The organism is Microvirga lotononidis, assembly GCF_034627025.1.
In the GTDB taxonomy this organism is placed as follows: Bacteria; Pseudomonadota; Alphaproteobacteria; order Rhizobiales; family Beijerinckiaceae; genus Microvirga; species Microvirga lotononidis.
This window is the reverse complement of record NZ_CP141048.1, coordinates 3274734-3300849: the sequence shown is the minus strand read 5'-3', so window position 1 is coordinate 3300849 and position 26116 is coordinate 3274734. Positions and strand designations below refer to the sequence as shown.

27 protein-coding genes are annotated in these 26116 nt (G+C 59.9%); 8 read left to right on the top strand and 19 right to left on the bottom strand.

What is annotated here, in order from left to right; all coding sequences use genetic code 11:
- Positions 1-108: 108 nt before the first annotated feature.
- Positions 109-534, bottom strand: a complete 426-nt coding sequence (locus U0023_RS15640; protein ID WP_009494026.1) for an HIT family protein — start codon at positions 532-534, stop codon at positions 109-111.
- A 427-nt stretch (positions 535-961) separates the two neighbouring features.
- On the opposite strand from U0023_RS15640, the gene U0023_RS15635 reads away from it, so the two are divergent.
- On the top strand, positions 962-1153 hold the full coding sequence (locus U0023_RS15635; RefSeq protein WP_009494027.1) for a con-10 family general stress protein: 192 nt from the start codon (positions 962-964) through the stop codon (positions 1151-1153).
- A gap of 45 nt (positions 1154-1198) precedes the next feature.
- On the opposite strand, the gene U0023_RS15630 is transcribed toward U0023_RS15635, so the two are convergent.
- The 6 genes from U0023_RS15630 to U0023_RS15605 form a co-directional block, all read right to left on the bottom strand.
- Positions 1199-2137 carry a DMT family transporter gene (locus tag U0023_RS15630; protein ID WP_245273108.1) on the bottom strand — a complete coding sequence of 313 codons (939 nt, stop codon included), beginning with the start codon at positions 2135-2137 and terminating at the stop codon, positions 1199-1201.
- Between the two features lie 141 nt (positions 2138-2278).
- Positions 2279-2827 (bottom strand): hypothetical protein, encoded by a 549-nt coding sequence (locus U0023_RS15625; RefSeq protein ID WP_009494029.1) that lies wholly within the window; start codon positions 2825-2827, stop codon positions 2279-2281.
- 11 nt (positions 2828-2838) lie between these two features.
- On the bottom strand, positions 2839-3075 hold the full coding sequence (locus U0023_RS15620) for a hypothetical protein (protein WP_009494030.1): 237 nt from the start codon (positions 3073-3075) through the stop codon (positions 2839-2841).
- A 416-nt stretch (positions 3076-3491) separates the two neighbouring features.
- The gene (locus tag U0023_RS15615) at positions 3492-4259 is read right to left on the bottom strand and encodes a PRC-barrel domain-containing protein (RefSeq protein WP_009494031.1); all 768 of its coding nucleotides are present in this window, start codon (positions 4257-4259) and stop codon (positions 3492-3494) included.
- 401 nt (positions 4260-4660) lie between these two features.
- A complete protein-coding gene (locus tag U0023_RS15610; protein WP_009494032.1) occupies positions 4661-5176 on the bottom strand; it encodes a hypothetical protein in 516 nt (171 codons plus the stop codon).
- 305 nt (positions 5177-5481) lie between these two features.
- Positions 5482-6288: a response regulator gene (locus U0023_RS15605; protein ID WP_009494033.1), complete on the bottom strand. Its 807-nt coding sequence runs from the start codon at positions 6286-6288 to the stop codon at positions 5482-5484.
- A gap of 183 nt (positions 6289-6471) precedes the next feature.
- Between U0023_RS15605 and U0023_RS15600 the strand changes: the two genes are divergently transcribed.
- Positions 6472-6696, top strand: a complete 225-nt coding sequence (locus tag U0023_RS15600) for a NepR family anti-sigma factor (protein ID WP_009494034.1) — start codon at positions 6472-6474, stop codon at positions 6694-6696.
- Positions 6693-7238 (top strand): sigma-70 family RNA polymerase sigma factor, encoded by a 546-nt coding sequence (locus tag U0023_RS15595; RefSeq protein WP_009494035.1) that lies wholly within the window; start codon positions 6693-6695, stop codon positions 7236-7238. Before U0023_RS15600 ends, U0023_RS15595 begins: the two co-directional genes overlap by 4 nt.
- A gap of 93 nt (positions 7239-7331) precedes the next feature.
- Here U0023_RS15595 and U0023_RS15590 read toward each other — a convergent pair whose 3' ends face one another.
- Complete coding sequence (locus U0023_RS15590) at positions 7332-7505, bottom strand: DUF1328 domain-containing protein (RefSeq protein ID WP_009494036.1); 174 nt, start codon at positions 7503-7505, stop codon at positions 7332-7334.
- 103 nt (positions 7506-7608) lie between these two features.
- Between U0023_RS15590 and U0023_RS15585 the strand changes: the two genes are divergently transcribed.
- Complete coding sequence (locus tag U0023_RS15585) at positions 7609-7905, top strand: hypothetical protein (protein ID WP_154661275.1); 297 nt, start codon at positions 7609-7611, stop codon at positions 7903-7905.
- A gap of 54 nt (positions 7906-7959) precedes the next feature.
- On the opposite strand, the gene U0023_RS15580 is transcribed toward U0023_RS15585, so the two are convergent.
- Both U0023_RS15580 and U0023_RS15575 read right to left on the bottom strand, forming a co-directional pair.
- The gene (locus U0023_RS15580) at positions 7960-8820 is read right to left on the bottom strand and encodes an SDR family oxidoreductase (protein ID WP_009494038.1); all 861 of its coding nucleotides are present in this window, start codon (positions 8818-8820) and stop codon (positions 7960-7962) included.
- A 135-nt stretch (positions 8821-8955) separates the two neighbouring features.
- Positions 8956-10287: a solute carrier family 23 protein gene (locus tag U0023_RS15575; protein ID WP_009494039.1), complete on the bottom strand. Its 1332-nt coding sequence runs from the start codon at positions 10285-10287 to the stop codon at positions 8956-8958.
- 162 nt (positions 10288-10449) lie between these two features.
- On the opposite strand from U0023_RS15575, the gene U0023_RS15570 reads away from it, so the two are divergent.
- Positions 10450-11469 (top strand): alpha/beta hydrolase, encoded by a 1020-nt coding sequence (locus U0023_RS15570; RefSeq protein WP_009494040.1) that lies wholly within the window; start codon positions 10450-10452, stop codon positions 11467-11469.
- A gap of 9 nt (positions 11470-11478) precedes the next feature.
- On the opposite strand, the gene U0023_RS15565 is transcribed toward U0023_RS15570, so the two are convergent.
- From U0023_RS15565 to U0023_RS15545, 5 genes are all read right to left on the bottom strand, one after another.
- The gene (locus tag U0023_RS15565) at positions 11479-12426 is read right to left on the bottom strand and encodes an NAD(P)/FAD-dependent oxidoreductase (protein WP_009494041.1); all 948 of its coding nucleotides are present in this window, start codon (positions 12424-12426) and stop codon (positions 11479-11481) included.
- Between the two features lie 590 nt (positions 12427-13016).
- Positions 13017-13532: a hypothetical protein gene (locus U0023_RS15560; RefSeq protein ID WP_040639306.1), complete on the bottom strand. Its 516-nt coding sequence runs from the start codon at positions 13530-13532 to the stop codon at positions 13017-13019.
- A gap of 146 nt (positions 13533-13678) precedes the next feature.
- Entirely contained in the window at positions 13679-14341 is a 663-nt protein-coding gene (locus U0023_RS15555) for a hypothetical protein (protein WP_154661276.1), read from the bottom strand.
- A gap of 636 nt (positions 14342-14977) precedes the next feature.
- The gene (vapC, locus tag U0023_RS15550) at positions 14978-15391 is read right to left on the bottom strand and encodes a type II toxin-antitoxin system tRNA(fMet)-specific endonuclease VapC (RefSeq protein WP_009494044.1); all 414 of its coding nucleotides are present in this window, start codon (positions 15389-15391) and stop codon (positions 14978-14980) included.
- Positions 15391-15609 carry an antitoxin gene (locus tag U0023_RS15545; protein WP_009494045.1) on the bottom strand — a complete coding sequence of 73 codons (219 nt, stop codon included), beginning with the start codon at positions 15607-15609 and terminating at the stop codon, positions 15391-15393. Before U0023_RS15545 ends, vapC begins: the two co-directional genes overlap by 1 nt.
- A 280-nt stretch (positions 15610-15889) precedes the next feature.
- On the opposite strand from U0023_RS15545, the gene U0023_RS15540 reads away from it, so the two are divergent.
- Positions 15890-16870 carry an aldo/keto reductase gene (locus tag U0023_RS15540; protein ID WP_009494046.1) on the top strand — a complete coding sequence of 327 codons (981 nt, stop codon included), beginning with the start codon at positions 15890-15892 and terminating at the stop codon, positions 16868-16870.
- Between the two features lie 1802 nt (positions 16871-18672).
- On the opposite strand, the gene U0023_RS15535 is transcribed toward U0023_RS15540, so the two are convergent.
- The 3 genes from U0023_RS15535 to U0023_RS15525 all read right to left on the bottom strand — a co-directional run bounded on the left by U0023_RS15535 (position 18673) and on the right by U0023_RS15525 (position 23201).
- Complete coding sequence (locus U0023_RS15535; protein ID WP_009494049.1) at positions 18673-20583, bottom strand: acyltransferase family protein; 1911 nt, start codon at positions 20581-20583, stop codon at positions 18673-18675.
- Positions 20584-21275: 692 nt separating this feature from the next.
- Positions 21276-22394: an acyltransferase family protein gene (locus U0023_RS15530; protein ID WP_009494051.1), complete on the bottom strand. Its 1119-nt coding sequence runs from the start codon at positions 22392-22394 to the stop codon at positions 21276-21278.
- Positions 22395-22505: 111 nt separating this feature from the next.
- A complete protein-coding gene (locus U0023_RS15525) occupies positions 22506-23201 on the bottom strand; it encodes a lysozyme family protein (protein ID WP_009494052.1) in 696 nt (231 codons plus the stop codon).
- A 153-nt stretch (positions 23202-23354) separates the two neighbouring features.
- Here U0023_RS15525 and U0023_RS15520 point away from each other — a divergent pair, with 153 nt between their 5' ends.
- Positions 23355-24143, top strand: a complete 789-nt coding sequence (locus U0023_RS15520) for a M10 family metallopeptidase C-terminal domain-containing protein (RefSeq protein ID WP_009494053.1) — start codon at positions 23355-23357, stop codon at positions 24141-24143.
- 463 nt (positions 24144-24606) lie between these two features.
- On the top strand, positions 24607-25329 hold the full coding sequence (locus U0023_RS15515; protein ID WP_009494054.1) for an SGNH/GDSL hydrolase family protein: 723 nt from the start codon (positions 24607-24609) through the stop codon (positions 25327-25329).
- Here U0023_RS15515 and U0023_RS35555 read toward each other — a convergent pair.
- Complete coding sequence (locus U0023_RS35555; RefSeq protein WP_009494055.1) at positions 25294-25497, bottom strand: hypothetical protein; 204 nt, start codon at positions 25495-25497, stop codon at positions 25294-25296. The two genes, U0023_RS15515 and U0023_RS35555, sit on opposite strands and share 36 nt — an antisense overlap.
- Between the last annotated feature and the right edge of the window lie 619 nt (positions 25498-26116).

The following is a 26116-nucleotide window of genomic DNA, read 5'->3' as shown; positions in this document are numbered from 1 at the left end:
GATCAGTCCCGGCCCTCTCGATTTGTGAAGCGCCGCGCCTTTCGAAGCGGGATCACCGGCGCGAGGCCGGTGACAACGCGGGGCGGCAAGTTCGCGATCCCTGCCCTCTCATGCGGCCGGCAGCGCCGCCCGGATCTTCGCGGCGAAATCCGCCAGGATCTCGGGCTTTTCCATCTGACCCGAATGGGGCTTCAGGGCCACGCCTTCGAAGCGGGGAAGCACGTGGAAGTGGATGTGGAAGACCACCTGCCCGCCGGCGCCCTCGTTGAATTGCTGGATCGTCAATCCATCGGCCGACAACGCCGTCTTGGCGGCCTTTCCGACGATCTGGACTGCCTTGGCGAGTTCCGCCAGATCGTCCGGGTTCACGTCGAGGATGTTGCGCGCCTTGGCCTTCGGGATCACCAGGACATGCCCGTCCCCGCGCGGCATCACATCCATGAAGGCCAGGACGCGGTCCGTCTCATAGACCTTGTGGCACGGGAGTTCCCCGCGCAGGATCTTCGCGAACACGTTGTTGTCGTCGTAGGTCATCCCGCCCTCTCTTTCTGAGCATCGATCTTACAAGGCACCCATCGCGGAGCGCCTGGGACAAGCCTTTTATCGCGGCCGGCAAGGATAATCATCTCTCGCGAAACCGGGTCCGCTTTTCCGCGCGATACGCCGGACGAAGTCATCGACGGTTTGGACCGAGGATCAACTACATACCTCCGCGGGCGAGATATTCGTAAATAGAACACACGCCTACGGCGGGTATCGAGGCAAGTACCTCCCGGGTTCTTATTCCCACGGACAAGTTGTTGCCACGTTTAGTTCGCGAAAATTGCCAAGTCTAAGCCTAACAATTCATGACAGCTGAATATTTTCTGAAAATTTTTGCAAAGGTTGGCCCGGACGAACCGGAACCATCGAATCCCCTTGCGGTTGAAGAAGCACGGACACCATTGATAAGGAGGCATAAATGGCAGGTGGTTCGACCTCGAAGCGTGGCTTCGCGTCGATGGATTCTGACCGGCAGCGTGAAATCGCAAGCAAAGGCGGCAAGAGCGTTCCAGCCGAGAAGCGTTCCTTTTCCCAGGATCGGGAACTCGCCTCGGAAGCCGGCCGCAAGGGCGGTCAGGCCTCGGGCAACACCCGCGGCAATCAGGAATAATTTATTTCTGACAAACATCGGTTTAGGGGCCGCTTGCCGGCCCCTTTACTTTTGAACTCTTCCTCGGAGGTCTTTCGACCCTACCCGGACGGGGTTTGTATTCATAGGTTTGCGTTCCGACAGGGACAATGCGGTCGCGGCTAGCATGATCCCCATGCCGGCAGCCTCAGCCCAGCCGAAGGGCTCGCGTGCATAGGCGACGCCGACCGCAACGGCGATGATGGGGCTGACGAAGGCATAAAGTCCCGCCCTGAACGCACCCCAGTCGCGCACGAGGCCGAGATAGATCCAGAAGGCGATGAGTGATCCTCCCAGCACCAGGGCGACCAGGCCGAAGATCGCTCTCCCATCCGTAAGCCCCGCGAAATGGGCCGGATCATATCCTTCGATGATCAGGGAAACAGGCACGAGAGCGAGCCCTCCGATCAGGCTCTGCCAGAAGGCGAGCACAAGGGGCGGCATGGACAGGGTCAGCGGTCGGCTGATCACCGAGCCCCAGGCATAGGAAACGGTCCCGATGGCGACCGCGACCAGTCCCAGAACGGACCCCGCGCCATCCTGAGCGGCGCCCGTGCGGCCGGAGAACAGGAGAACCAGGCCCAGGACCCCGAGGCCGATCGCGGCGACGCGGCGCTTCGTGATCGGCTCCTGACCATAGAGCCGGCCGATGATCACCAGGAAAATCGGCATCAACGACAGGTTGACGATGGCCGATAGCCCGCTCGGCGCTCTCGCGACGCCCCAGAACAGAAAGCTGTAGCAACCCGTGGTGATGAGCAGAGACGCGGCGGCGATGCGACCGAACTGGTTGGACCTTAACGACAGGCCTTGCGCCAAGGCGACCGCAAGGAAGCACGGCCCGGCCAGCAGGAAGCGCATCGCGGCAAGAAAGATCGGGGGTACAACCTCGGAGGCCACCTTCATGGGCAGCCACGTCAGCCCCCAAATGAGAGCCATCAGGGCAAAAGCTGCGATGCGGCTCACGCTGAACGCCCGGCGGCAATCATTCCGAGTTCCTAGAACGAGGCTAACGACGCTGCGTATCGTGACAGCAGGAGGAAGGGCTGAACAGCCGGCCGCACCAGGATTTCACAGGCAATGGATGGGATTAGGTCGGACCGGACACTAGTTTCGGACGTTGAACTCCGCTTTGTCCATCGTTGCTTCCACGATCACTTCCTCGGACGGGCCGTAGCCCATCATCGCCCTGAACTCGGGCAGGCTCGGACGCTCGAAGACGAGGGCCCCGAGATCCATCTGGCGGACGATTTCCCCGGCGAGCGATACCATGAAATCGAGCGACACGACCTCCAGCAAGGCAGCCGCTTCCTGGACAACGTCCGACGCGCCGCTGCGCGACGAGCCGATCAACGTCAGCAGGCAGTACTCGTCCATGCTCCCATGCCGGGAGCCGACAGGACGATGCTGAAACGGCCGCCCCCGTTGCCGGGTCATCGAGAAGGCGAGCAGCAGGGCATCGGAGACGATGGCCTTGGCCGTCTCGGGCCGCGTGAAGGCCACGAGCCTCTGCTCCGGCCCATCGAGAAGAGCCAGATCGTATTGATCCTCGAGACTGCTCAGCGACCGGAACACGTCGATCACTGGCACCATGCTCGGGTGGAGCAGGAAGGCGACCGGTCCGGGAGTTGCAGAAGAGGAGATTGCTTCAACCATCAAGACGAACCTCAGAGACGCTGTGCATGTGCCGTCGGCACCACATGAGGCAAAGCGGGAACCAGCAGATGCCGCCGCAGCAACAGGGGACAGGTCACCTCGTCCTGCGAATACATCGGTATGATCCCGCTGAGCATGGAGGCCACCGAGGGGCGATCCCTCGGCGGGGAGCTCGATGCAAGGCGGGAAAACTCGTCCGGCAGCTCTTCCTGACAGAGCACCGCATCCAGTTCATTCGTGGCGGTCATGATCGTTTCCTCCGCTTGGCACACCGGTCGGCTGCACGAGCCATGTCGGTGTGAAGTGTGAACCCGGCGTTGTGGGTCAGCGATGCGCCGAACAAAAACAGAGCGTTGATTAGCCCCGAGGATGCAGATCCGCTTCGGGTCCGATGCTCATGCGCTCCAAACGGCAACGTATGCGCCTATTCCCAGTTCCTTATGCGGCAAGAAGTCCGGCCGATTCTGGCGGCCTCGGGAGCGAAAAATTTCCGGAACCCGAACCCGCCGGCGATGCTCGGGCTCCGGCGTGCCCCATGCCTCTCTGAAGGGCCTCTTCGAGGTGCCGCTCGTTCAACTGCGCCTTTGTCATGCGCGGCCCGGCTCACAGCAAAACGGCGCCTGGGTTTCCCAGACGCCGTTTTCGGCAGGAACCGACGTTCCGCTTACTGCTGCGGAGCCGTGGTGTTGCCCGTCGTGCCGTTCGTCCCGCTCGCGCCGGTGCTGCCGGTGGTCGAGCGGTTGGCGCTGTTGTTGCCCTTCTTGTCAAAGGTCGGAGCGGCCTGAAGCTCGGCCTTCGTCATCCGGAGGACGACACGCTCGGGCTCGTTCTGGTCATTCGACGACGTGGTTGCGGCCGTGTTGGTCGAACCGGCGGAATCCATGCCGGTCGCGGACGTGTTGCCGGTCGCCGTCGAGCCGGTGGTGTTCACGCTGTTGCCGCCGTTCTTGCTGCTGTCGAGAGCCTGAGCCTGCTGGGCGCTCATGAACTCGAGCGAGTCGAACGGAACGGCGACATTCTTCTCGCCGATGCCGAGAAAGCCGCCGACGCCGACGACCGCGGCCATGACCCGACCGTTGCGATCCAGGATCACGTCGTTGACGTCGCCGATGGATTCATTGTTGGCGCTGACCACGCGGGTTCCGATCAGATCTGAGGCCATGATCTGGCTGGATTGCATCTGAGTCATGAACTGGCCGGCGGCGGCGCTGTTCTGGCCCATGGTGGTCGAAGACTGTCCAGAAGCCTGACCCATGGTGGACGAGCCGGACGAACCCGGCTGCATGGCCGGTGAACCCGTGCCGGTCGTACCGGAACCCGTCGCAGCCGGACGATCCGTCGGAGCGGACGGAGAGGTCGAGGTCTGAGCAAGGGCGGGTGCAGCCGCGAAAGCCGTCACGACGAGACAAGCTGCCATATGCTTCTTCAGCATTGCATTATTCTCCTGATGTTGCATTGAAAATCGCGTTGTGAACCGAGGTGCTCGGGGGTTTAACGCACGATAGGTGTGGCCGTTCCCAATATTGCGGCCGATCAAACTAATGTTATCGGAACATCTACATTCGACAGATCGATGTTAATACTTGTCCATCCCTTGCAGTCGGCACCTTAAACGCTGATCACCTCAAACGAGCTCCGCTCATGATGTCGATCAAGCCAACTTGTTTTGGGGGATGATTGTTCCGGCTGAAATGAAGCCCAGCCGAGAATGCTAGAGCGGGGCGTCAGCCCCACCCTGCCCGGAGAGCAGATCCCGGATCGAGAGTCGGGATTGCCGAGCGGTCTCGGAGCCACTCACGGAGGCTCTCGCACCTCGGAGAGGATGCTCTTGTTCTAGGACAGCGATTGTTCGAGGAGCGCCAGGCAGAGGCTGGGCATGCGGTTGGCGCTCGCCTTGGCCAGCGGGCTGACATCGCCCAGGCAGCCGACCGGATTGCGGCTCTTGGGCTTCTGCTCCTGCGGCGTGTCGCTGCCTTCCTGCCGACGGGCCGGGTGCTGCGCGACGGATCTCCCCGTTTCGTCCTTCACCGTCACAACCGGAAGCTCCGTGCCACGGGCGAAGGTCGTGATCCCAGTCCGGGGATCGGACTTGTAGAGCACCTTCCCGTTCTGGTCGCGCAGGATTACGGCCGCGTTGGACACGCCGACCAACTCCACGATCGAGACGGCGGCCGGCCGGTTGGCCGGAACCGGCGCGGCGATGCGGTCGCCCTTCGCCAGAACACCCCCGGAGAGCGCCAGGGCCTCCGATTGAACCAGAGGAGACATGTTGAAGGAAGCGGGGACAAAGCTTCCGGCCACGAAGAAAGCCCCAGCCAATCCGACCAAAGCCACAGGTGTGCGGAACATCCCTCTCTCCCCTGCTATCCCAGCTCAACAATTCGAAAAAATAACGCGACCATATCTTTGATGTTCCTGCCGCCAACCGAGGGATTGAAGAATAAAAAGGAGGGAAAAAAGCTGGGAACCTTTGTTTTCGATAGGGCGTTCTTTAAGCACCGGCCTCCTGGTCCTCCCCGCATTCCCCTTGTGCATTGGCCGGCACCTTAGACGGGCTTTTGAGCCCGTCTTTTTTTGTGCCCAATACGATCATCATAAAAGAAAAGCCCGACCAGAGGCCGGGCTAATACTTGGTAATCCAGTGAACCTTGGGATTAAGCCGTTGCGGCACGGGGCTCGCGACGCCGGGCGCTCTGCTGGAAGAACAGCGCCTGACTGATGACCGCGGACACGTTCGCGGGCTGGAACGGCTTGGCGATCAGGAACGCCGGTTCGGGTCGCTCGCCGGTCAGGAAGCGCTCGGGATAGGCGGTGATGAAGATCACCGGCACCTCGAAGGCCTTGAGGAGATCATTGACCGCATCGAGGCCGGAGCTGCCGTCCGCCAGCTGGATATCCGCCAGGATCAGGCCGGGCTGCTTGGCCGAGGCGAGCTTGACGGCTTCCGTCCGCGTGCGGGCGACGCCCGTCACGTTGTGGCCGAGGCCTTCGACCAGCGCTTCGAGATCCATGGCGATAAGCGGCTCGTCCTCGATGATGAGGATATCCGTGGCCATATCGGCCGCCAGCTCCCGGCCCGCCTCGTCGACGAGGTCACGAACGGTTTTCGTGTCCACATCGAGGATCTGGCCGACCTCTTCCTCCCCGAAGCCTTCTAGGCAGGACAGGAGGAAGGCCTGACGGGGAAGCGGGGTGATCTGCCCGAGGCGGACTTCCGCCGGCAGATCGCGCTGGATCTGCTCGCTGCGTCCGTTCACCGAGAGAGAATTCCAGATGCGCGTGAAGACCTGGAAAAGCTCGACCTTCACGTTCCCGGAAGGACCGATGGTCTCCGGCTCGCTGACGAGGGTTTCCAAGGTGGCGGCCACATAGGCGTCTCCAGCCATCTGGCTGCCAGTGAGAGCGCGTGCGTAGCGGCGAAGATATGGTAAGTGCTGGACGACAAGCTGCGCTGTCGACATTCGCTTCCCCTTAACTGTGCTTTTGACTCGTTGTACCGACGGTCCATTCAACGTGGCAAAGCTGCGAAAGTTCCATGGATGGAACCGGGCGCAGTAACCAGCGTTATTGCTCGAAAACTAATATATGGATATTGCCAAGGTTGGCCATCCCTCTGAAAGATATGGGCTGGCAAGGGGACGAAGATGACGGTTGATAAGGGGAACAAGCTGGCTCGGACCACCCTGGAGGCGTCCGTGAACGATAAGCTTGCAACCGATCCCAAGCTCGACAGCGGTAGTCAGAAACGCATCGGCGATCAGCTCCGCGCCATGTACGACGAACTCATGCAGCAGCCTGTTCCGGACCGTTTCAAGGACCTGCTCGAGCAACTGGACAAGAAGAACGGAGCAAAGGAAGGGTCTCAATGACCCCAGAACCCGATCCGGAGCTTCGGGAGGCACTTCTCGCGGCGGTCCCCAGCCTTCGCGCCTTCGCCATCTCGCTCTCGGGTCAGGTCGACAGGGCGGACGATCTCGTCCAGGACACGCTCCTGAGAGCCCTCGCCAATCTGCATCGGTTCGAGCCAGGAACGAACCTGAACGCCTGGCTCTTCACGATCCTGCGCAACCTCTTCCATTCCGAATACCGCAAGCGCCGCCGCGAGGTCGAAGATCCCGACGGCTCCTATGCCGGTCGCCTGAAGGTGCAGCCGGATCAGGGCTCACATCTGGATTTCGAGGACTTCCGCAGCGCGCTCGCCAAGCTCCCCCCGGATCAACGGGAAGCCCTGCTTCTGGTCGGCGCGTCCGGCTTTTCCTATGAGGAAGCGGCGCATATCTGCGGCTGCGCGGTCGGCACCATCAAGAGCCGCGTGAACCGCGCCCGTTTTCGGCTCGCCTCCCTGCTCAACGTCGAGGACATCGAGGATCTGGGTCCCGACAGCATGACCCGCGCTGCCCTTCAGGGCTGACCATCCGCCTCGCCCATCCTCAGCATCGCACGCCGCAAAAAGAAAACGCCGCCCTTGTGAGGCGGCGTTCACGTTATGAATGCCTTACTGGCATCACATGGGGCTGCGTCCGCGCAGCAGGCCGATGACGGCCGAGATGGCGAAGAGGACGATCGCAACGAAGAAGATCAGCTTCGCGATCTCGACGGCCGTGCCGGCGATGCCGCCGAAGCCGAACAGGGCTGCGACAAGAGCGATAATCAGAAAAGTGACTGCCCAACCGAGCATGGTGTTACCTCGCTAAATGATGATCGACATCAAGCCGATAATGTTCAAACAACGCCAAGCGCGACTGTAGGGTTCCACGTCCGGAGAACGATCCACTGCGTTCATGGGACGTTCAAAAGTAATTTTGCAGGCTTTTATTCGCATGGAACTCGCCTTACGCCCGTACGTTTTCCAGATCACTTGGGAGAGATGGTCAATGACTCGTTCAGTTGCCCTTCGCGCATTTTGTATCTTTGCTGTTGTTACTGCCCTTGCAGCGATTACTGGAATGGCCTCTCAGGTCGTAATCGCAGAAGTCCTTTTCCTGATCGCCGGTTCGCTTTCGGCCCTCATGCTTTTTGTCGCATGGACCACGCCTGCGCCCAGCCTCGTGCCGGTCCGCGTGCGCCGCAGGCGCTGATCGAAACCGATCGCAGTGACGAAAAAGGGCGGCTCGCCGAGCCGCCCTTTTCGTTTACGCTTCCGTCGGATCGCCGCCGTTCGGATGCAGGACCGTGCCGGTTATGTAGGAGGAATCCTCGCACGCCAGGAAGAGATAGGACGGCGCCACCTCGTTCGGCTGGCCGGGGCGCTTCATCGGAGTGTTGGCTCCGAACTGCTTCACCTTCTCGACCGGGAAAGTCGAGGGAATGAGCGGCGTCCAGATCGGCCCCGGCGCCACGCCGTTGACGCGGATGCCTTCGCTCGCGAGCTTCTGCGCCAGGGAGCGCGTGAAGGCGACGATGGCTCCTTTGGTGGCGCTGTAATCGAGCAGCTCGGAACTGCCGCGATAGGCCGTCACAGAGGTGGTGTTGATGATGGCGGAGCCTTTCTTGAGGTGCGGCATGGCCGCTTGGACCATGTAGAAATAACCGAAGATGTTGGTGCGGAAGGTGCGGTCTATCTGATCGGGCGTGATCTCTGCGATGTCCTTCTTCGGGTGCTGCTCGGCGGCGTTGTTGACGAGCACGTCGAGCTTGCCGAAGCGCTGGACGACCTGATCCACGGCGGAACGGCAGACATTCGGATCGCCGACATCGCCGGCAATGGTCAGGCAGGTGCGCCCCTCCCGCTCGATCAGGCGCTTCGTCTCCTGCGCATCTTTGCCCTCGTTCAGATACAGGATGGCAATGTCCGCACCTTCGCGGGCGAAGAGAACGGCGGCGGCCCGGCCTATGCCGCTGTCGCCGCCGGTGATGAGAGCGACCTTCCCATTCAGACGACCGCTGCCCGGATAACGGGGCTCGTAATCGGGCCGGGGATTCATTTCGGTCTCATGGCCCGGCTGCTTGTCCTGGACCTGAGGAGGCATCGTCTGCTGCTGTTCGGAGCTCATGACGTCATTCCGTTCGCGATGAGAGAGAAAGGAATGCGGAACTCCGTACGGCCGGGATAGGACAGGCCATGCAAAACGAAGCCCGCGTTGAGGCTCAACGCGGGCTCCGGGAGCGTGTTCCTGATAAGGACCGTCCTATTCGGCCGCTTGCGGACGCTCGACGGGCCCGGGTGCCATCCGCAGGATGTGGTAGAGGATGATGGCGCCGAAGGTTGCCGTACCGATACCGTCGAGGGTGAAGCCGCCGACGTTCAGCTTGAAGTTGCCCGCGCCCAGGACCAGGGCGACCGCCACGGTGATGAGGTTGCGCGGGTTCGAGAAGTCCACCCGGTTCTCGACCCAGATCCGGCCGGCGGTGGCCGCGATGAGACCGAACACCACGATGGACAAGCCGCCGAGCACGGGTCCCGGAATGGTGCTGATGAAGGCTCCGAACTTGGGCGACAGGCCGAGGAGAAGCGCGAACCCGGCCGCGATGATGAAGACCAGCGTCGAGTAGATGCGGGTCACGGCCATCACGCCCATGTTCTCGGCATAGGTGGTCATGCCCGTGCCGCCGGCGGCGCCGGACAGCATGGTGGACAGGCCGTCGCCCATGAAGGCGCGTCCGAGATAGGGATCGAGGTTGCGGCCCGTCATGGCCCCGATGGCTTTGATGTGTCCGAGGTTCTCCGCCACGAGGATGATCGCCACGGGCGCGATGAGGCTGACGGCGCGGATGTCGAAGACGGGGCTCTGGAAGGTCGGCAGTCCGAACCAGGCAGCCTGGCCGATCCTGGTGAAGTCGATCGGCTGGCCGAGGCCCAGGATGTTCGCGCAGATGTAATAGAGCAGGTAGCCCGCTGCACCGCCGATCAGCACGGGAAGGCGACGCAGCGTGCCCGGCGCGTACACCGCGACGAACCCGACCGCGACGACGGTCGCGAGCGCGATCCAGCGGGCGAAGTCGCTGCCGGCGGCATTATCCGGCGTCACGCCCGAAGCGCTGTTGATCGCGATGGGGGCGAGCACGAGGCCGATGGCGGCCACGATGGCGCCCGTGACCACCGGCGGCATCAGCCGCTCGATCCAACGGTGGCCGGCCATCTGCACCACGATGCCGATCAGGAAGTAGAGCGCGCCGGCCGCGATGATGCCCCCGAGCGCCAGGGGAATGTTGGGGTTGGGGCTTCCCACGCTCGCGCCGGTGGCGACGAGAACCGGGCCGATGAAGGCGAAGCTCGATCCGAGATAGCTCGGCACCCGGCCGCCCACGATGAAGAAGAATATGAGCGTCGCCAGACCCGAGAACAGGATCGACACGTTGGGGTCGAACCCCATCAGGATCGGCGCGAGCACCGTCGAGCCGAACATGGCGACCACGTGCTGCAGGCCCACGACGACCATCTGGCCGGTCGGCAGCCGCTCATCCGGCATGATGATGCCCTCGGTCTTCAGTCGCCACCGTGGCAGGAAACTGTCGGTCATGGATAATCCCCCAAGCTATGACTTATCGGGGCACCGTAGACCTGCAATCATGGGAATGGCTAGGTGAGATAAGGACTTATTAACTGCCGCGAGGGCCCAGATTCTGGACAAGTGCCCTTTTGGCCGCCACATCATTCCCTTTGGCGATGGATGAGGACGACGATGCGGAAGAACCATGAAGTGCCGTCAGGCACGGTGCACAGCCTCTGGCTCGACAGCCGAAGCCTCAAGGACAATCTCCTCGGTGATCCGGCCCGCCGCCGGATCGACGTCTACGTGCCGGCGGGCCATGACGGCCGGGATCTCCCCCTCCTCGTCGATCTGGTCGGCTACACGGCGGGCGGCCCCGCTCATACCAACTGGAAGAACTACGGCGAGAACGTCCCCGAGCGCCTCGACCGCCTGATCGGCACGGGCGCCATGCCGCCGGTCGTCGTGGCCTTTCCCGACTGCTTCACCCGCCTGGGCGGCAATCAATACGTGGACAGCGCGGCCATGGGCCCGTGGGAGACGTTCCTCATCGAGGAGATGCTGCCTCTCGTCGAGGAGCGCTTCGGGTGTGGAGGAGCCGGACGCCGGGGCGTGTTCGGCAAGAGCTCGGGCGGGTACGGCGCCATGGTCCACGCGCTCCGGCATGGCGGCTCGGTCTGGTCGGCGGCCGCCTCCCATTCGGGCGATGTGGGCTTCGAATACCTTTACCATCTCGGCGAGTTCGCCGGGGCGCTGCGCCACCTCGCCGGCCATGACATGTCCATCGAGACGTTCCTGCGCAAGTTCGAGGCAGGCCCCAAGGCGAAGGACAAGGACTGGCATACCCTGATGGTGCTCGCCCAGGCGGCGAGCTTCGATCCGGACCCGAGCCAGTTCTACGGCGTACGCCTGCCGGTGGACCTTCGGACCTGCGAGATCATCGAGGAGCGCTGGGCCAACTGGCTGCGCTGGGATCCCTTGCGCATGGTCGATCGGCCCGAATACCAGGAGAACCTGCGCAAGCTGAAGACCTTCTACATCGATTGCGGCGACATCGACCAATACAACATGGTCTACGGCTCGCGGATCATGCGCCGGAAACTCGAAGCCGCCGGCATTGCCCACGTTTACGAGGAATTCCACGACGACCATTCCTCGGTCGATTACCGCATGGATATCAGCCTGCCGCTTCTCGCGAAGGCGCTGGCCTGAGGGACAGCATCACGCTCCGCCCGGCTCGTCCTCGGTCGGCAGCTCGCAATGGTTGTGGATATGGGTCGCGGCGAGCGCAGCGTGGCCCATGCCGACCACGATCTGGTCGAGACCGCGGACGATGTCGCCGGCGGCGTAGAGGCCTTTGACGGTCGTCTGGCAATGGCTGTCGACGATGAGGGCGCCCGATTTGTCGTGCTCGGCGCCGAGCGAGATCGCGAGGTCCGAGCGGTATTTCAGACCGAGCGCCGAATACAGCACGTCGAAGCGGTGCTCCTTGCCGCCCATGTGCACGGCCGAGATCCGGTCATCCTCCATGTCGAGGGATTCGACGGGCATTTCCACGATCTTGACCTGATGCTCCTCAAGTCTCGTCCGCTGCTCCGGGTTCAGCTCCAGGGGCTGCCCCAAGGTGAGAAGGGTTACGTCGCGGGAATAGGTCCGGGCGATGAAGACCGCCTCCCCGATCCCATGGGTGCCATAGGCGATGACGGCGATCTTCCGATCCCGGGACTCGTAGCCGTCGCAGATCGGGCAATAGCGCACGAGCCCGCGCTGGATGGCGTTCGGCACGTCCGGCAGGTCCGGCTCGATATCGACCGAGCCCGTGGCCAGCACCACGCGCCGGGCCGAGATCTGGCTCATGCCTCCATCGTTGTCTTCGACGACCCCGATGAAGCGATCCGGCTGCTTGCGCAGCCCCGTCACGCGTCCCGCCTGGATCGCCGTCCCATATTGCTCGAGATTGGTGCGCGCCCGGGCCAGAATGTCCTTGCCGGAAATGCCTTCCGCGAAGACCGGGATGTTATGGCTGGTCGGGATCCAGGCCGCCCGGGGCGTGCCGCTGTCCACCACCAGGAACCGGCGCTTGAACCGCGCCAGATAGAGGGCCGTCGTCAGCCCCGCAGGCCCCCCGCCCACGATCAGGCAATCCAGAATATCGCCGTTCGACCCCATCCCCGCGCTTTCCTTCCGCTGGCTTCACAGGAGGCACAACACATGAGGGCGGGAAAAGATCGGGTGACCTTGTAATGCAAGTGGGCTGGCGATGAACGCCGATGCCACTTCAGGAGCGGATCGCACCGTATGAAGTGGTTGGGTTCGTTCTGCCAAAATCTCTTTCAGGCTTGGCCCTACATAATCGCTCCTCAAAGAAACGGCTGGAGAACATTTAGTTAGCCAGCAACATAATGGCTTATAGTGATTGCCGGCGCAAGTAAGAGCTTGGCCTGTGACATAGATCCTTGGTGTTTGTAAGGGGTTGTGGTGTTCTTCGACAGTGCGTGGCCAACAACAACGGAAAAGCCCCGCACCATCATGCTCGGCAATATCCTAAGCTCGATCCAATCTTGCCGCGCGAAGATTTCAACCTGATTGGGAATGGAACGAAGCTTTTCCGGCAACCTTTCCAAATCAGCAATTGCTGAACGAAATTATCCGAGTGGGAGATCACGTCACCCCCGCATCACGCACTTACAGTCAGACGCATATAGGAAATGCGTGCAGACCGTTGGCTCAAGCCAACGGTCTGCACGCTGAAGCGGAGCTTACTGCTGTGAACCATCTCGTGCTGCGGCTTGCGCTTCACCAAAGGCCCGGATCGCCGAGTTGCGCTGCGACACGGCGCGACGCTCATAGCGCTCAAGCCGTGTCAGCTGCTCCCACCTCCGAGCGCGCTGTTGCGCCTCCTGCTTCGCGTTAGCCCAGTCCAACTTAATCTGTTCAATTTTGCTCTCATATATGATGTGCTCGGCGACTTGGGCGAGCACCGACTCCCGCTGTTGCACAAACGTCCCATTACGATAGGCTTCCAGCCACATCGCTGTCGAGGATTTGATGCGAGCGGGCCGATCGGGCATTGGCTCTCTCGCCAACAGCGGGTCATGGAACTGAGGATCCGACGCAATCTGTTGCAGCAGGTCACGGCGCGCGGAGCGGACGCGGTCGACATCGATCGCGGCCGCGACTAGGTGTAGCGCTGCTTGGAACACGGAAGGATGTTCGGCTAACGGGCCAGCCATTTGCTTGGCGAACTCGGTGATGTCGTGGGCCAGTTCCGGCAATGCTACCGCCGGAATGGCCAGACCATGCTTGAACGCATTCAGACGCGATTGCGCCTTACCCGCGACAGACCGCGGACCTGTGCTGCGCTGAGCATTAGCGCGATTGGCGGACGTTCGTCTGGACGAAGACATACCTGCCCCAAGCCTCACACCATCGCCGTGCTGTCTGATCGCGTTTCCTCGATCATTGGCGGAAGTGGCTGCACGCCGCGCTCGCGGCGGCGCTCGAGTTTGTGCAGAGACTTGTCGCGACGCGCGTCAGTGCCTGCGATCAAACCATCCAGCTGTTCGAGTTTGTCGAGCCGGTCCAACAACACCTTGTTCTGGACCCTCTCCCAATCAAGGCTGTCTTCCTTCAGCGCCTTCTCGATGACGGCACTTGCTGCCTTGTCCCCTGCGGCCCACCGAGCGATGACGTGATCATCGAGCTGAAGAAAGCGATGAACAGCGTCTCTCAGAGCCCCAGTCAGGTAGCTGTGGCGCACCCGGCGGTAGAACTGCCCATCGAAGATGCAATCGACGAACTCGAGAACCCAGATCCCCTCGATATAGTCGCGTGGAGCGAGCGCGGCCCAGACCTTTGACAGCAGCGCGTCATAGACTGCCTGATCCTCAGCGAATAGGTGTGCTTTCCTGGCGAAGAGCAGGCCGAGGTCGCGCGGGTCCAACCTGCGAACTGAATTGAGGAAGGGCTGTTCCTCCTGCGCAGAACGCTCGATCCGATCGTCGGCGGGAGGGCGCTTGATGCGTTCATTAGCATAAGGGTCGATGGGTTTGGTCGGCGAAAAGTCTTTCGACATGGCGAGCACCTGTCAACACAATGACATCCAGGCCGGGGTGACCTGGTTCGAGGAGCAGATATGAAACCACCGTCCATCTGCCTTCTTGTGCTCTCATCGACACTCCGTCTTTAACTGCCATGCTGCCTTAACCAATGTTGTTCGAGGGTAGCCGGTTCCCAAACTCACGGGGTCTCACTGTAAGAAACTGTGGAAAAGGCGGCTAACCCTTTGAGATGACGTGGATAGGCACCAAACACAATAGTTAAATTATGACGAAGAGCGCGAGAGGAGAAGGTCTGCGGGGGCAGAGGCTGCACGAAGTGAGCCGGTCCAAAGGCGCCCTTGGCATGAATCTATTTGCGCTAAGAACTCGGGTTGCAGCTCTGTCAGCCCAATAACCCGACTTCCGACCGACCTACTCACGGATTGGGCAGATTCGGCGGGATGAGGTAGAGCCTCGTTTCTCACCTGACTGAGCTGAGGAGCTTTCCACGACAGCAACCGATCACGTTGACCGCCTTGGCTTGGAACCCTGCCTCTCCTGCCCGCCAGCTTTATGGCAGGGGGCTGCATCATTTCATTCAGAACGTTCGGGTCTAAGGCTCCGCCCCCGGCATCGGACTTTGATGGTATATCGTCTGGATCCTGTGGAGATTCTCTGAACTATCCGCTCGCCCAGTTCTCGATGGTGAGTCCCTCCACACGCTGAAACTCACGTTCATTGTTGGTGACAAGGATCAACCCGAGGCTCTTGGCGTGAGCGGCGATCCAAAGATCGTTGTTGCCAATCAGTGCGCCCCGTGCGGCCAGTTCCGATCGGATGGCGCCATAGGTCGTGGCCACACCAACCGCCATCGGGAGGATCGGGATCAAGGTGGTGAGCTCCTCCAAAATCACCATGGCCTTGCGGGAGGCAGGGCTCTTCTGAACCCCATACACCAACTCACCGTAGGTGATGACAGAAATAGCCGTCGAGCCGGCAGGCAATCCGTTGAAGCGCTCGAGAACGGCTGGTGGGCGCTCGCGGCGGATGTAGATGCAGATATTGGTGTCGAGAAGATATTGAGGTTGGACCATCAGAGCCCCTCGCGCTCCTGTGGTGGGGTATCCTCGCGCTCGACATCCGGAAGATCGCACAGCAGTTCAAAGGCCCGCGCCAGTGTCGCGGGCTTTTCCCGTAGCACGATCTCGTCGCCGCGCCGGAAGATCTCGACCTCGTCGCTGGCAAGGCGGAATTGCTTGGGCAATCGGACGGCCTGGCTGTTGCCGGACCGGAACACCTTGGCGATCGCCATCTTCTCCTCCGTATATACACTTAAGTATATACGGAAATTGCAAATGACTTCAAGGTCCTTGCTGCCGTTGATAGAGCTATCTGGGTGTAGTTCATGCGTATTCCGTAGGGTTATGCCTCTGAGGAGACCGGATGCACGATAGGGCGTCTGTTGGCGGTTCTGGACACCATGTTCCGACCATCCCTGTGAGACTTGAAACCATGTCGGCCCGAACCACTTCAGGCCTCGTCCTCCGCAGCGCCTGCGGCCATGCGTACCTTTTCAGAACCGGAGATCCTTCATGCAGCAGCGTCAGCTTGGTCCATTACAGGTGTCAGCTCTCGGGCTCGGCTGCATGGGCATGTCCGAGTTCTATGGCAGCGGCGACGAGGCCGAGTCGATTGCCACGATCCATCGCGCCATCGAACTGGGCGTCACCTTCCTCGACACCGCCGACATGTACGGCGTCGGCCGCAATGAGGAACTCGTCGGCCGCGCCATTGCGGACCGGCGCGACAAGGTCGTGCTCGCCACCAAGTTCGGCAATGTGCGGGGCCCCAATGGGGAGCGCCTGGGGATCAGCGGCAGGCCCGATTATGTGCGCCAGGCCTGCGAGTCCAGTTTGAGGCGGCTTAACGTCGAGGCCATCGATCTCTATTATCAGCACCGCGTCGATCCCGAGACCCCGATCGAGGACACGGTCGGCGCCATGGCTGACCTCGTGCGCGTGGGCAAGGTCCGCTACCTCGGCCTGTCCGAGGCTGGCCCCCAGACCATTCGGCGCGCCCATGCGGTTCATCCCATTGCTGCTCTGCAGACCGAGTACTCGCTCTGGAGCCGCGATCCGGAGGATGCACTCCTGCCAACCGTGCGCGAGCTCGGGATCGGCTTCGTGCCCTACTCGCCCCTAGGCCGCGGCTTTCTCACCGGCCAGATCAGGAGCGTGGACGATCTCGCAGCGGATGATTTCCGCCGCAGCTCGCCCCGCTTCCAGGGCGAGAACTTCCAGAAGAACCTCGACCTCGTGCGCGAAATCGAGGCCATGGCACGTGAGAAGGGCTGCACTCCGGCGCAGCTGGCGCTCGCGTGGGTGCTGGCCCAGGGCGACGACATCGCGCCGATCCCCGGCACCAAGCGCCGCCGCTATCTGGAGGAGAATGTGGGCGCGCTGAGCGTGACGCTCACGAACGATGATCTGGCGCGCATCGACCGTCTCCTGCCGCCGGGCGCTGCCGCCGGCACGCGCTATCCTGAGGCGGGCATGAAGATGGTGGGGCTATAGGCCCTGCCTGTCCCTAAGCTCGAGCAGGGTCGTGATCGGTCGCGCCCCTCTAAGCACGGCCCTTGGGCAGCAAATCCTCAAGTTCTACGTCCTCCAGTGGCTCCAACAGTGACCGAAGAAACTCGATTGCGTCGGCGGCCTCGATGAGAAGGGATTGGACCTCCTCGACAGGCATAACGCCCTCATATTCAGACGCTGACTTCAACCGCTCTACTATATCGTGACTAGCCATACGTTCCTCGTTTTGGTCGGTGGCCCGAAAAACAACGATGAGCCTAACGTTTGCATCTGACTTTGGTCATTGAGCTGAGACGAACGCGAACCGGGCTCCCGACAAGCACTCGATATATGGAATTGTGCTCAACTACCCTCGCTAGAGCCGGTATTACTCGATCTTGCCCCAATGCTGGGGGCATTGCGAAGAGGGTAGCTCAAGCGAACACCGGGTCCGCCGCCCTTCTCACCTTCGGGAAGGAACTGAATACCCGCTTCCTCTAACGCCCTCTCAAGGGCATCAAGTGTCGGGCTATGGGCAGTTAACAAGCCGGGCTTTGTTTCAAGTCTTTTTATGGTTGGAAGAGAGACACCAGATGCCAAGGCGAGGTCCTTCTGCTCCCATCGGATCAGGGCACGAGCGGCCCGGATCTGCTCACTGATCACCAAACATTTTGATACCATGGGGATAATTTAATACTTAAGGTATTGACATGGGCGCGAAAAATGATACCCTAAGTATCGCGAACAAGTAGGGCACACCATGTCGGCCGCTATCACATCACCCAGTCTGCTACTGAGCAAGCGTCTCAACATACAGGAGCTTGTATGGAGCCGCGACCAATCTTAGGGCCCACTTCTTTGACATCCCCAAGATCGTCGAGGAGTTCCACACATCCCTGAGTTTGCATCTTCACTCGGTGCGTACCCATCGAAGGCGTGATTGACACGTTTTCCTCCGCTCCAATGCAACGCCAGAGTCAGATTACAAACCAGATCATCGCGAGCACTTACAATGCCCCAAAACTCATTCCGCCGCTCCAGCCGTACGCCAAGCGCATCGGGAGATCCATCGTACAACGGACTTAGGCCAACTGTTGCTACATTAGGCATAAAAGCTCGACTGATTCCTGCTGAGCCAGATCTGCAGCATGAGTTCAGTAGGCTTATTGCCTCATGTGAAACCCTCGTTGAGGAATGCGAACGCCTATTCCACTGCACAAGGCGTCTGATTGAAGATGGAGCACAGAATGGAGGCTCCTCACCTCATAGCTCCTCCGAGTGAGGCATTATGGCCTTCGTCCATGCTGAAGACGTGGGAACGACCGCTCGCCGTAAGCTTACGCCATACGGACGTCTGAAGGTGTGGGAAGCAACGGGCGGTAGGTGCGTAATCTGCGAGCAAGAAATAGACGGTGTACGGGAGCGTTGGATTGCGGAGCACATCCGGGCTCTTGAGCTTGGAGGCACAGATCATGTGAGTAACATGGGACCAGCTCATGAGGCGTGTGCCTTGGCCAAAACTAAGGACGATCACCATCGAGCTGGAAAGGCGAAGCGGCAGAAGATCCGCCATATTGGGGCAGAAGCCTCAAAACGATCGCTGCCGTGTGGGAAGGCCAGTCCTTGGAAACGCAAGATATCGGGCAAAATCGTTTCTCGCTAGAGCAGCCTGCTAGATGCAGTCAACGAGACGGCACTGGTCTAGCAAGATCCTTTAGCAAACTGTTAGAAACTGTCTTTGAGGCGCGATACCAGTAGCAACTTATTCCCCATTTCTTCAGCAAGTGTCCGTGCAAATGTCGCCGTCATGTGATGCCGATCGCGGTATACGAAGCCCCCCCAATCACGGTTGGACAATCCGTGGGCCGACAAAAGTGGTCCGAAAAATCGAGTGTCGGCACCTGCACTCTTTCCGCTGCCGCACGCGTCAGATCAAGCTTGAATGCGACCGATCGGTCAGCGACGCAGTCCTTCGCCCAGTTTGTGCTGGCCATGAAGCATTTGCTGGGCTCAAACGGCATCCAAGGGGTCGAGATCACAGCCTGAACATTCAGTTTCATCGCTAAGAGCCGCGCCCAAGCCGCAGACATGCCCTCAAGCGTGTCGAGGGGATATCCAGGCGATTGTGAGATGAGCACGACATCCGGCTTCTCACGGGCCAGCCATTCGATTACGTTCTGCGACCACGTCGCGCATTCGGTGTAGGAGCGCTTGAGCGCTTCGTTATAGATCGGTTCCAACGAAAACAGGCAGGCCGATTTAGCAACGCCGCGGAAGTAGATCGGATGCCTTCGGGCGATCTCTTCGAAGGTTGGAAACCAATGTGTGGCATGGGAATCCCCCAGCATGACGATTTTGAGCCTGCTGTTCGGATCGCCGTAATCGCAGCTCAAGACCTCGCTTCGGCCTTGGTTCTGATGGCATTTCCTCGCATAAGCCGATGGCACATCCTGCCTCGCCATTGCAGGTTGAGGCACGACACGCGTGAGATCTTCACGGCTCCAGTCGTAACTGGGGTCCCGCATGGCGATTGCTCCACGCGGCAACGCTCTGGCCACGATCGTATCCGGATTGCCGCTCGTCCATGCCATGTAACCGAGCCCGACCATGACCAGGAGGGCGATTGCGCCCACCCCGGCCATGAGCGTGCGAGGGGCTGACGATCGTGTGCTTCGGAATGGGTCCTCGACAAAGCGCTTGCTCAGGTGAGCCAGCGCCACAGCGGCCAGGACAAGGGCAATCCCTGAGCGCAGGCCGATGGCCCGGGCGGTCACTGCCCCGTAGAGCACGATCAGCGGCCAGTGCCAGAGGTAGAGCGAATAGGAAAGGTCGCCGATATACTGGAAGGGGCGCGAGTTCAGCACCCACCCGGCCGACCAGGATGAGCGCGCGCCACAAGACAGTATCACGGCCGCCGCGCCCAGGGTGGGCAGAAGCGCGGCATAGCCGGGAAAGCTCGTCTGATCGCTGTAGGCTAGGCACGCGGCGACGATTGCCCCCAGCCCCGCCAGCCCCAGCACCACCCGCGTGCGCTGGGACAGAGCCTGCCCCACCGGAAGGACGGCCAGCGCCCCGCCCAGGGCCAGTTCCCAGGCCCGAGTTGTCGTCGCGAAATAAGCCTCGCCCGGGTCCAGCGGCGTTAGCCAGGCCGAGTAGGCCAGCGAGCCGAGCCCGATCAGGCCCACGAACCAGCCAAAGGCCGCCTTGCGGCTGAGGCGGGTGCGCCGCGTAAGGTGGAGGATCGGCAGGAGGATCAAGGGCCAGACGATGTAGTACTGCTCCTCGACCGAAAGCGACCAGAAGTGATTCATCGGCCCCTTGGCGTCGTCGGCCAGGTAGTCGACGGCTTGGGCGGCCAGGAACCAGTTCTGACCATAGAGCGCGCTTGCCAGGAGGGAGTTGGCGATGTCGGTCCACTGAGCCCGCGGGAACAGCGGAATGGATGCCGCGACGGCAAGGGAGACAAGGGTGGCGGCAGGCAGGAGGCGGCGGGCCCGGCGGGCATAGAAGCCGGCGATGCCGATCCTCCCGGTGCCATCGAACTCCTTGAACAGCGAGCCGGTGATCAGGTAGCCCGAGATGACGAAGAACACATCGACGCCCACATACCCGCCGGGCAAAATCTTCGGCCAGATATGATAGATGAGGACAGCCAGCACCGCCACGGCGCGGAGGCCCTGGATCTCGGGAACAAGCCGGTGCCGGGAGGGGAGCATATCTCAACTATGCAAATTCATCACTCTCAGCCCATACCCAATCTGCTGCATGTGACGCAAGCTTGAGCATAAGGGGACAAGATCCTGCTTTCGAGCCAGGAGGAAAGGTCCTAAGGCGCAGTATTCTGGATTTTACAATGCCTGCAGCGCTGGCCTCCAACGGGATGGAAACGTGATCTTTCTTCAGCAGAAACGGCCTGATCACGATTTCAACTCAAAATTGTTGAGCTTGTTGCGCTGTGAGGCCCACCGATTCTCTGCGACACATCGCGACGGAGCGAGATTGATTCATTTTTGCCTAATAGAGTCAGAGATTTATGGGTGCTATCAAATGCTGAAAAGAACTTGAAATAGTTTCAAAATCCCCATCCAAGGATCTTGAACATCTCCGTCGCGAGAGTCTTGATCCGTATCCAGCAACTTATGAGGCTAGCAATGATCTCAGGACGCGCATGGCATGATTTGCCTATTGTCATCACCTTAGGGTTTCTGATCGGACTTGCGATGGGCCAAGTCGTGAAACTAACCCTTCCGGAGCCGACGACTGGCATCAGCCAGACAAATCTCTAAGCGCCCACCTGCGAAGGTCGCATAGGGTCGGCTTGAGGAGTGTTAGGTCCACACGATATGAATTGTGGGCGAATGAGCAACGGAAGCGCAAAGGTCCATTGAGCGGCGGCGCCGAGTCCATCCTATTCAGCCACGTGTCGGAATGCGGCTCGATGCCGTGCTTCTGAGAGCCTCTCGACCAGACGTTTGCCATACTCTTCAGCCGGACGTTCGATTACGCGATAGCTAATATGGGCAACGACGGTGGCCAAGCCGAGCACGATGGCGGAGACCGCGGCAAATCGGAACCATTGAGGAGCTTCGACCGCATATATGGTGTGCAGGAATGGCCCAATCAGGACAATCACGGGAATATGCCAGAGATATATGGAATAACTGATCCGCCCGTAATAAGATAAGATCCGGGATGCCAGAACGCGAGGCCGGCACAGAGCAGCTCCGAGCAGGATCAAGGCGTAGGCGATCGTGTCAACGTGGACCTGATGAAGGATGCCCCACCCCTGTCCGACTGAAACCTGCCACGCGAACAGGAGCATGCCCGCGATCAGAGCTCCGGAGCCGAAAAGTTTCGCCTGGGAGCTCCCTTTGAGTGCGGCATAGGCATCGAACACCAGCAGTCCCATCATGAATGAGGGGAAAAAGCGGACTATCGAGCGGGCCTCAAACCGTTCCCACAGGCGCACGTTTGAGATCAGCCACGAGAAGTGGTTCGCAAAGATGACGTATACAATGAGCGCCGCGAAGAAGATGATGAGACGTGTCTTTACTCCCTTGGCGAAGAAGTACAAAAGCGGGAACGTCGCGTAAAACATCGCCTCCGCACCGATGGCCCACCCTCCTGAAACGGCGCTCCGGCTCCAGGTCGGAACGAGGTTAAAGAGGAATGAAATAGATCCTACGATCAGCTCCCACTCAGGTGGCTTCCCTGTCGTCAGGCAATAATGGAGAGTGGAGTAGATGATTAATACATAAAAGAGGGGTGCGATCCGGAAGAAGCGACTGGCTGCGAAGCTCATCAAGGGTATGCCCGTTGCGATGTGACGCGGCATCGTCAGGCTCAGAGAAAATGCGCTAATGGCGAAGAACAACCACACCCCTGAATAGCCGAACCCAATCAAGGGAGCGATGGCCGGTGGAGGCGCCAAATTCGGCGTGAGCACACGATAAACGTGGAAGAGGAGCACGTACAAAGCCGCGACCCCACGAAGGTTATCGAGAAAATCAAGCCGCTCTCTTTGCATGTGTTGACCTCGAGGTGTCGTGTTCGATTACACGACGGCTCATATCCCGGCAACATCATCTCAAGGCTCAATACCATGGATAATGGCCAAGCCTACTGGCAATTGCCGAGGTTATCTCTGATACAAATATCGAGATTTTCTTGATAGAGATACATCTTGTGCTTCCGAGCACCGGCATTGGCTAAAAGTGTTTCGATCTATATCCGCTCGGCCCTTTTCGGTTATGGACGCGGCCAGTCCAACATCGGCACTCATCCCACCTGCAAGCAACATTGGCGCGCCTGTCGCATCCTGCCGCGGCTCTCGACGCGAGCCTGGGTGCGGGACGCGGGCCTTGTTCAGGCCGTGCCCCGCATAGAAGCTCTGACCTCGCGCGCCCGTCCGGCTGCTGCCCTTGACGATGTCCGGGACTGGGAAGGACGCCCATTCCTTCGCAAGATTGCGCATGAAGGCTCCATCCGACAGGGCTCCCTTGATCCACTTGTCGTAGCCGCGGCATCGGAGCAGATGAAAGCCAAGCCGGTCCTGATAGTCGGGCGTAAACCTGTCCTCTGCCTTCAGGTCGAGCTCCTCGGCCAAGTCGCGGAGGGTGGCATCCATGAACTGGTACCGTCCGCAGGCAGAGGAGCCGAACGTCTTGGTCCGCCATTTCCCCTGATCGAGAATCTCCTTCAGCATCAAGAAGGGCAGCGGCTTCGGCATTCGGTCCATGCGGTTGGCATAGACAGTGTCATAGCCTTTCGGGGCTTCCTTGCTGCCAATGAAGTCGAGCAGCATCGCCGCCGGTTTCGGGACGGTCTTATCCATGATGATCGTCTTGGGTGGTGGACATGAAAAAGCCGCCCGAAGGAGCGGCGTGGGCTAGGCTGTGGGAAATTGGGCCTAGACTAGAGGTGAGATTGTCGCCTTCGCGGTTCCCAACTAGAAGTCGAAACCTTAACTGCTGCTAGGGGGGTATTGATGGCTACGTTTACTTGGTCTGGGCCGTATGGATTCCAGCCGGAATATTTCAACTTCAGTAACTTGGTGTTGGCTGATCGCTACGAGCATTCTTCGACAACCTTCAAGGCCGTTTACGGTGCCTTGGGCCGGTCCTGGGACAAGTTCGACGGATACGGCTTCACCTATACGGCGGACGGTATTCCGACCGGTGGAATCGTCACGAGCTACAGCGGGGTCGATGCCGGGCGGAAGGTCGCGACTTTGACCGGAGCTAAGATCTCCGTCGTGAGCCTCGTCGATGCGGCTTCAACCTACTCCACCGAGGACGATTTGAGGGTCTTGAAGTCCGTCCTGTCGGGCAAGGACGTGATCACCGGGGGCCGGCATAACGACACCTTGAACGGGTTCAATGGCAACGATACGATCACGGGCGGCGGTGGTGCGGACACCCTCACAGGTGGAAAAGGGGCAGACCGCTTCATGTATAAGTCGCTCTCGGACTCGCGAGGGTTCAACTTCGACACCATTACTGACTTTTCGCGATCCCAGGGTGACAAGATCGACCTCTCGAAGATCGACGCCAAGGCAGGAATTGGGGGCAACCAAGCTTTCAAATTCATTGGAACCGCCGAGTTCTCCGGTCACAAGGGCGAGCTTCGCTACTTCGTGGGAGAGTTCGAGGACGACTACGGCAATGTCCATACCCAGGCCCATGTCCAAGCCGATGTGAACGGCGACGGCCGCGCTGACTTTGAACTCGCGCTCAACAACATCAGCACGATCACGAAAAGTTACTTCATTCTCTGACATCAACGGGCAGGTGCCTCTCGGACAGCCCGCCCGAATATCTCGGGGATCATGATGTTCCCGTGATGTGGTGATGCAAGAAAGTCGCAGTTCGGAGCGGAATCAGGATCCAGACAGAATCAATCTTGATCCACCCCGAACCGCCAGTGTGTATGCGTCAGTCGAATTTTTAAGTTTGCGTCCGATGCTGTCTCTAGCTGTCGCTCTTGGTATCGCTTCACTCACTGCTGGCCTCGCAGTGATCTTTGCCATTGTAGTGGACCGACGCTCGCCCCCCTTCCAAATCCCTGGCAAGTAGTCCTCACCGTCAGACCAGCGCCATGACGGTGCATTTCATCGAGGCTTTAGGACAGCGCCTGCCCGAGTATCCCGGTGTCCATGGGAACATTCCGTTTTGGTGTGACAAGAAAGCTACTGACAGGTCACCGCAGTAGCGTCTATTCCCCCGCCCGGGGGCTGAATTATGTCTTATTTTGAGCGCTGGCGTTTGCCGCGCAGAGCTATTCTATTGTCTGCAGGCTTGGTTGCTGTGGCCGGAGGTCTAGGGTGGGCGATTGGTGTTTCGTCGGCACAAGATGAGCACAATGCAAGGGCTTATGCCCGCCACCGCATCCCGGTGATTAATGCCAAACTGCGTGACGTTGAGTCGGGTTTCATCATCTTCTCGGGCGACAGCCACGCAGATCTATATCGGCAACCAAGCTCGCTGTGTGGACGGGATACGGTCAATGCGGGAGTAAGCGGAGCAAACGCCGATGTTTATAGCGAGACCTTGGCTCAACTTTCTTTCCCTCGCAGAGCGGCTCTTGCTGTCTTAACGATCGGCACGAACGACTTGCTTCGAAAGAGAGCACCCGATCCAGATGCCTTCTTAGTTCGAGTGAGCCGGGTCCTGGACGGTCTTCAGAAGAAGGCGGATCTCATCGTCGTGACGGCCGTTCCTCCCGTTGGGGAGAAGGAAGCCAAGAACTTCAACGTTGAAGCCATCGAGTCATACTCGCAGGTAATAGCGCAAGCCTGCTCCGGCGTAGATGGCTGCAGCTTTCATGATCCATATGCGAGCCTTCGTTCCTCAAATTTCGGAGTGTCAAGGCCTGGAGCTATGGCTGACGGAATCCATGTGGCGTCCTACCGCAAGGTGTACGCGACGCTACCCCTCTGTGCCCTCATAGCGCAGGCGCAATAGACAATGCAGCCCCCACCCGAATGTCTCGGTGGTCATGCGGAAGTAACTCTGCTCGGAGATGGCCGCGTCGTTGCAGGCGAGCGCGACGCTCTGGCCTTGAGCGAGTTGGACCTCGATCTGGCGCAGCTTCGCAATGATCGGCTCTGAGCTGAACCTCTTCTTCGGCATGGGGGTCTCCTTGGTTCCAGGTCAATTCTCTCAATCAACCTGGTCCAGTTCCACTCGGTCAGGTCACGAGTGTCTGAGAAGTCCCGCCACGCGATCACAGCCTTCTTAGCCAGGGTTCTCAGCCTTTGATGATGCCGTGCTTCGAGCGGCGCGGCTGTTTCGCGATACGTTGTGGATACTCGGAGTGGTGAATGCACACAACCTAGAACACCTAAGGCCACCCGCACGACTAAGCACTTCACTCATATACTCTCGCATCATTTTCCAATTGTAGCAATATTTCATACGTCCCCCTCCCTCCCGGCGTCGATGCCGCTAATCTGCCGCTGCGGTTGATCAAAAGCGTTCAGCCGCGCCCGCACTGCGAGCTTGACCACGAGACTCCGGTTTGGCTTCCCACCCGATGAACTTGATCATAGCTCTTACTTGATGGCGGAAGATCAGGAGCGACGCTGTCCACCGCGGCTCGTGCTCAACGTCGGCTCTCGACAGAGATCTTCCACGGTACTTAGGAATATACTTTACTGATGAGTGTACTGCGTGGACGTATTGCGATCTTGGCCTCCTGAACTTATTGGTCCTGCAGCTCTAGTGGGTCCAACACTCGGACTCACAACCA